A 6666-nucleotide genomic window follows, 5' to 3' on the forward strand; every position below is an offset into this window, starting at 1 on the left:
CCCCACGAGTGTCGACGATCTGCCTCGGATGCGGCGGCGACGGGCCGAGACACCCACCGGCCGGTAGCGTTCGCGGAATGTGTCGTGCGCTGTGGAAGAAGGCCGGGTTGGTTGGGCTGCTGCTGGTTGCGGCGGCATGCGGGGGAAGTGATGTGGAGCCGGCAGGGGCCGTATCGCGCGACAGTCTCCTTCTGACGGTCGAGGATCTTCCTGCCGGTACGCAGGTTGCTCGGTTCACCGAGCCGGAACAGTTGGTGATGAACCTGCTGTTGGATACGCCGAGTGATGTCGGGTTGCCGAGGGACATCGGGTACGACCCTGTGGAGTGCGGTGAGCAGTCGAGTTACGCCGACGAAGCCCGTTTGACGTTGAGCGATGTGGATTCGACGTCGATGATGGGCGCCTACCTCGATGACGAGCGTTCCTATCTCACGTTGGTCAGTGACGTGCCGCTCGATGTCGCGCGGGTCGCCGATGCGCACACCGGATCGTGTTCGATGTACAGGATGAACTCGCGCACGATCACCACCTCGCGACTCGATCTGCCCCCGGCGATCGCCACCGAGAACGCGGCCATCCTCTACGAGGTCTCCGATCCCGATAATCCGGACTGGGCCAACAACGAGGTCTTCTACGGCTACGCCTCTGTCGACGAGTACACCGTTGCTGTCGTGAGCATGAACGGCAAAGAGTTCGAAAGCGAGTTCACCGAGTTCTTCACCAACGCCGTGCTGAAGGTACGCAATCGCTAGCCGCCGGGGACGAACCGAGCACGGTCCCCGGCCTGTGGTCTGTGCCGGCGGGGTGGCGGTGCGACGGGACGGATCCTCACCGCTGTTGTGCGACAGTAGAGCTCGTGCCGATCTGGGATCCTGACGATGCGGAGCAGTTGACGTGGCGTTTCAAGGTCGTTGGTGACGTTGTCGATTTCTATGACACGCCTGGGGCGCAGCTCGACGCTCCGCAGGCGTGGGTCGAGGCGGTTGTGGCCACCGCGCGGGATTTGCGGTGTCTGCGCTACGGCCGGGACGTCGATCCTGACCGGCTGATGTGGGAACTGTCCATCGGCCGGACCTATGCCGTCACCATCGGATGGCACGGCACTGCGGGTATCAGTGGATTCGGATTGTGTCAGGGACTGTCGATGAACACCTCGTTCGCCGAAGCCGCAGTCTGGGTCGCCGATACCGCCCAGGGCGAACTGACGGGCTACGACTTCGTGCAGTGGCCTTCGCGTGGTGGGCATCTGCTGTTGCCGCGGCAGGTCGATGACGCAGCGGTCTGGATCGACCCCCACGAGGATCGGGTGGTGTCGTTGATCGGCGACTTGTGCTGCCACGTCTCCTCGTGGGCGGGCTGACGCGCTGATGGTTCCCCCGCGGTCGTTGCCCGCGAGGGCGCTTCTTAGTGCGCGCGGCCGGAGTCAGGGAAACAGCAGGATGCGGTCGCGGTCCTCGGGGTCGACGAAGATGGTGACGATCTGACCGGGGGTGTAGCGCGGCAGGTGCTTGTGTGAGACCTCGTAGAAGACTTTCCCGTGGTAGGGCTCGGAACCCGGCACGGTCAGATCGAGGTCGAGTTCGGTGAGCTGGCCGCCGCGCGTGACACGGACGGGCTTCGCGGACCGGACGGTCGCCCAGCCTTCGAACCCTTCCCTTTCGATCCGGCGCTGAACCTTGGACGAGCGATCACTGAACACCATCGCCAGCCCCAGCACGGTGCCGTACAGGCACACGAGGAACATGATCTGGAATCCCACCGTCCCCGGTTCGGACTTCGGGAGGAACAGGTTCAGCCACAGGGAGAACACGATGAGGTACGCCGTCGTGACGAACGCGACGGTGCACACGATGCGACGGTGGTGGTGCATGTCTCCCTCCGCGTCCAAGGGTAAACCCGGGAGCCGGGGCCGCGGTCACGGTTCCGGCGATGCGCCCGGCGAAAATCAGGCGCGCACGGCGGGTGGCCGGCTGCCCGTCCCGGATCGCTAGAGTGAGGCCCGCACATCGTCGGGAGGGTGTTACGTGAGAAGTCGGTTGTTCTCCATTGCGGTGGCCGGGTGCGCCGCACTGGTCGTTGCCGGATGTGGTTCGTCCACCGCCGACGAGCCCCCTGCCGAAACGTCCGCGACGGTGTCGTCGGCGGCTCCGCCTGCCACGACGACCGAGCAGGTCGCAGCGCCGACCACCACCTCGGAGTTGCCGGAGACCACTACGCCGCCGGAACCCACTCCGAGCGCGCCCACCACCACGCTCGTCGACGTGGAGTACGAGCGCAACGAGTCGTACTACTTCGCGAGCCCGGACGGAACCTTCCAGTGCGGCATCGTCCGGCTGCCGAGCCGCACCGAGGCCGGTTGCGAGGGCGTCACCGACCCCGTGCCCCCGCGCCCGGAGAGCTGCGTCGTCAACTGGGGACACGGCATCCGGGTCCAGGACACCGGTCCCGGCGAGTTCGTGTGCTCGGGCGGTCCCGTCTACCTGTCGCCGGAAGGCGCGAGCCCGGCACTGCCGCCCGGGTCCACGCTGTCGGAACTGGGTTACACGTGTAGCACCACGGCTGTCGACGTGACGTGCACGAACGACACCACCGGGCACGGCTTCACCGTCGCGTCCAGCTCGAACGAAACGTTCTGACGATGTCGACCGACGAGCACGCCCCGGCCGAAGAGCTCCCCGGACCGACCGAATGGGGAGAGCATCCGCACGGTGTCGGACCGTGGATCGACGAATACGGGACCGAGCCGCCCACCGACCCGCGGTACGACCCCGAACTGCTCGCGTACGGCGACCGGCGCAACGTCGTCGACGCCTACCGCTACTGGACGCGCGAGGCGATCGTCGCGGACATCGATCGGCGCCGGCACCCTCTGCACGTCGCCATCGAGAACTTCGGGCACGACGCCAACATCGGCACCGTGGTACGCACGGCCAACGCGTTCGCGGTGAACACCGTGCACATCGTCGGACGACGTCGCTGGAACCGCCGCGGGGCGATGGTGACCGACCGCTACCAGCACCTGATGCATCATCCCGATGTCGATGCGTTGCTTCACTGGGCGGCAGCCCAGGACCTCACGATCGTCGCGGTGGACAACACCCCCGGGTCGGTTCCCCTCGAGACGGTCGAGTTGCCCCGGAACTGTCTGCTGCTGTTCGGGCAGGAAGGGCCCGGCGTCACCGAGCGTGCCCGCGACGTGGCATCGATGACGGTGTCCATCGCCCAGTTCGGTTCGACTCGCTCGGTGAACGCCGGAGTCGCTGCCGGGATCGCGATGCACGCATGGATCCGGCAGCACGCCGATCTCGCCGACGCGTGGTAGCGATCTCACCACGGTGAGGTAACACCGACGGCCCGAACCCGGATGAAGAGTCGGGCACCTCGCGGTGCCGTTGCGGGGGCTATGCAGGCAGTGTGGGATGAGGATGATGAACGTTGTGCCCGAGCAGTGGTCGGAGCGTGCAGACGCTGCGGAGACTGCTGTGATGTCACGCCACGTACGCAGGCTGTGGGCACTGCCGGGAACGGCGCTGGGCGTGGTCGGATGGCCCGCCGCACGTCGTGAACGGCTCTTCGGAACGTGGCACTACTGGTGGCAGGCGCACCTGATCGACCTGGCTGTCGACGCCGCCGAACGCGACGCCACGCCGCGTCGACGGCGTCGTGTCGTCCGGCTCACCCGTGCCCACCGCATTCGCAACCTGTCGGGCTGGACCAACAACTACTTCGACGACATGGCCTGGCTCGGCCTCTCGCTCGAGCGAGCCCAGCGTCACGTGTACGTCGACCACCGCTCGGCGATCACGACGCTGGTCGGGGAGTTGTCCGGCGCGTGGGCTCCCGAGCAGGGCGGCGGCATCCCGTGGCGCCGTCGTGACGACTTCTTCAACGCTCCGGCGAATGCTCCCGCGGCGCTCCTGCTCGCTCGCGCCGGCAAGGTGTGGCGTGCTCAGGAAATGGCGGACTGGATCGACGAGACGCTCGTGGATCCCGAGACCGGCCTCGTCCTCGACGGCATCCGTAACGGCGTGCACGAGCGCGCGGTGTACAGCTACTGCCAGGGCGCCACTCTCGGCCTCGAGACCGAACTTGCCGTGCAACTCGGTGACGCCCGGCACCGGGAACGCGTGCATCGTCTCGTCGAGGCGGTCGACGACAACCTCACCGAACGGAGCGTGGTCGCGGGGGGCGGTGGAGGCGACGGCGGACTGTTCAACGGGATTCTCACTCGGTACCTCGCGATGGTCGCGACGACGCTGCCCGTGCACGACAACGACGATGTGCGCGCTCGCAACACCGCGGCGCGGATCGTGCTGGCGTCGGCGGAAGCCGCGTGGGAGAACCGGTTGCAGGTCGAGGAACTCCCGCTGTTCGGCGAAGACTGGACGCGGCAGGCCCGTCTTCCCGGATTCGGTGCGGCCATCGCGCAGTTCTCCCACGGCTCGGTGCGCGGGTCGGCGGTCGCCGAGCGCGATCTGTCGGTGCAACTCGGTGGCTGGATGCTGATGGAGGCCGCCCATGCCGTCGCCGCCGAGCGGGCGTCGAAGCCTGCGGGTTCGTAGATCCCGGCCGCACAGACACGAAAGGTGGTTTCCGGCCCCGGTGCTCGGGGACGGAAACCACCTTTCTCGGTCTCTGGGGGTTACTTGCCCGGGGTGGTACGCGGGATGGGCATCGTGGCCGGCTCGGAATCGTCGACCGCGGCGGCGGCAGCGGGACTGCGACGCGACGCGAGGAAGCGCTTGACGACCTCGTTGAGGATGGGCAGCACCGACACGAACACGATCAGTAGGAAGATGTAGTCGACGTTGTCGGCGATGAACGTGATCTGGCCGAGCAGGTAACCCAGCAGGGTCACGCCCGCGCCCCACACGATGCCGCCGATGACGTTGTAGGTGATGAACACCCGGTACGGCATCTTCGCGGCACCGGCGACGAGCGGGGCGTAGGTGCGCACGATCGGCACGAAGCGTGCCAGGAAGATCATCGCCGGGCCGTGCCGCAGGAAGAAGCGGTGCGACTCGTCGAGATAGCTCTTCTTGAAGAGCTTCGCGTCGTCGCTCTTGAACAGCTTGGCGCCGCCCTTGGTGCCGATGAGGTACCCGACCTGGTCGCCGAGGACCGCTGCGATCGGAATCGTCACCATCAGCACCCACAGCGGCGCGAAGGGCTCCACCTCCGCGGACTTCGCCGCCGCGATCAGACCCGCGGTGAACAACAGGGAGTCGCCGGGGAGCAGCGGGAACAGCAGACCCGACTCGATGAACACCACGACCAGAAGGCCGATGAGCATCCAGGTGCCGAACGAATTCAGGAGGTTGACGGGGTCCAGAAACCCGGGCAACAGGGCCAGATTGGTCACAGATTCCGAGGCTTCTACCAAAGTCACGTTCGCCAGGGTACCGCTGCGGGAGTGGCGGCCCGAATCGCAACACGTCGGCCGGGATCGGGCGGAACCCGGCCCGGGTATGAACCGGGCGTGTCAGTTGACATACTGCAAGGACAACAAGGGCACCTGCCACACCCCGGCGGGGTGCCGATCGACTTCTCACTGGAGGACAGCCGCTGTGCCTATCGCGACTCCCGAGATCTACGCCGAGATGCTTGCGCGCGCCAAGGAGCATTCCTTTGCGTTCCCGGCGATCAACTGCACCTCGTCCGAAACCATCAACGCCGCGATCAAGGGCTTCGCGGACGCCGGTAGCGACGGCATCATCCAGTTCTCCACCGGTGGCGCCGAGTTCGGCTCGGGCCTGGGCGTCAAGGACATGGTGACGGGTGCCGTGGCACTCGCCGAGTTCGCTCACGTCGTTGCCGACAAGTACGACGTCACCATCGCGCTCCACACCGATCACTGCCCGAAGGACAAGCTCGACAGCTATGTCCGGCCGCTGATCGCGATCTCGAAGGAGCGCGTCGACGCCGGCAAGAACCCGCTGTTCCAGTCGCACATGTGGGACGGCTCGGCGATCCCGATCGACGAGAACCTGGAGATCGCGCAGCAGCTCCTGGCCGACGCCGCCGCAGCGAAGATCATCCTGGAAATCGAGATCGGCGTGGTCGGTGGTGAAGAGGACGGCGTCGAGAACGCCATCAACGACAAGCTCTACACGACCGTCGAGGATTTCGAGAAGACCGTCGATGCGCTGGGCGCGGGCGACAAGGGCCACTACCTTCTTGCCGCGACCTTCGGCAACGTGCACGGGGTCTACAAGCCCGGCAACGTCAAGCTCAAGCCGGCTGTCCTGGCCGAGGGCCAGGCTGTGGCCACGTCGAAGCTGGGTCTTCCCGAGGGCTCGAAGCCGTTCGACCTGGTGTTCCACGGCGGTTCGGGTTCGCTGAAGTCGGAAATCGACGAAGCCCTCGGCTACGGCGTCGTGAAGATGAACGTGGACACCGACACGCAGTACGCGTTCACCCGTCCGATCGCCGGCCACATGTTCTCGAACTACGACGGCGTTCTGAAGATCGACGGCGAGGTCGGCAACAAGAAGGTCTACGACCCGCGTAGCTACCTGAAGAAGGCCGAGGCATCGATGACGGAGCGTGTCATCGAGGCGTGCAACGACCTGCGGTCCGCCGGACGTTCGGTGTCCGCGAAGTAGTCGCGAATACCGGTTCGCACCGTCCCGGTACAACGCGAACGGGGCGCCGACACTCTGTCGG

Annotated in this window: 8 protein-coding genes; 6 read left to right on the plus strand and 2 right to left on the minus strand. The window is 66.2% G+C overall.

Going from position 1 to position 6666, the window contains the following annotated elements:
• The first annotated feature begins 77 nt into the window (after positions 1-77).
• Positions 78-752: a hypothetical protein gene (locus ACFWBU_RS18795; protein ID WP_169619040.1), complete on the plus strand. Its 675-nt coding sequence runs from the start codon at positions 78-80 to the stop codon at positions 750-752.
• Positions 753-856: 104 nt separating this feature from the next.
• Positions 857-1360, plus strand: coding sequence for a hypothetical protein (locus tag ACFWBU_RS18800; RefSeq protein ID WP_378528964.1), 504 nt, complete (start codon positions 857-859; stop codon positions 1358-1360).
• A 63-nt stretch (positions 1361-1423) separates the two neighbouring features.
• Here the strand turns inward: ACFWBU_RS18800 and ACFWBU_RS18805 are convergent, their stop codons facing one another.
• Complete coding sequence (locus ACFWBU_RS18805) at positions 1424-1870, minus strand: hypothetical protein (RefSeq protein ID WP_169619043.1); 447 nt, start codon at positions 1868-1870, stop codon at positions 1424-1426.
• A gap of 154 nt (positions 1871-2024) precedes the next feature.
• Between ACFWBU_RS18805 and ACFWBU_RS18810 the strand changes: the two genes are divergently transcribed.
• From ACFWBU_RS18810 to ACFWBU_RS18820, 3 genes are all read left to right on the plus strand, one after another.
• Complete coding sequence (locus ACFWBU_RS18810) at positions 2025-2636, plus strand: hypothetical protein (RefSeq protein ID WP_296549383.1); 612 nt, start codon at positions 2025-2027, stop codon at positions 2634-2636.
• A 2-nt stretch (positions 2637-2638) separates the two neighbouring features.
• Complete coding sequence (locus tag ACFWBU_RS18815) at positions 2639-3322, plus strand: TrmH family RNA methyltransferase (protein WP_378528965.1); 684 nt, start codon at positions 2639-2641, stop codon at positions 3320-3322.
• A gap of 106 nt (positions 3323-3428) precedes the next feature.
• A complete protein-coding gene (locus ACFWBU_RS18820; RefSeq protein ID WP_378528966.1) occupies positions 3429-4562 on the plus strand; it encodes a glycoside hydrolase family 76 protein in 1134 nt (377 codons plus the stop codon).
• Between the two features lie 80 nt (positions 4563-4642).
• Here the strand turns inward: ACFWBU_RS18820 and ACFWBU_RS18825 are convergent, their stop codons facing one another.
• Positions 4643-5389 (minus strand): VTT domain-containing protein, encoded by a 747-nt coding sequence (locus ACFWBU_RS18825; protein WP_169619047.1) that lies wholly within the window; start codon positions 5387-5389, stop codon positions 4643-4645.
• A 178-nt stretch (positions 5390-5567) separates the two neighbouring features.
• On the opposite strand from ACFWBU_RS18825, the gene fbaA reads away from it, so the two are divergent.
• Positions 5568-6605 carry a class II fructose-bisphosphate aldolase gene (gene fbaA, locus ACFWBU_RS18830; protein WP_169619049.1) on the plus strand — a complete coding sequence of 346 codons (1038 nt, stop codon included), beginning with the start codon at positions 5568-5570 and terminating at the stop codon, positions 6603-6605.
• The last annotated feature ends 61 nt before the right edge of the window (positions 6606-6666 follow it).

Source organism: Rhodococcus sp. NPDC060084 (assembly GCF_042730335.1).
In the GTDB taxonomy this organism is placed as follows: domain Bacteria; phylum Actinomycetota; class Actinomycetes; order Mycobacteriales; family Mycobacteriaceae; genus Rhodococcus.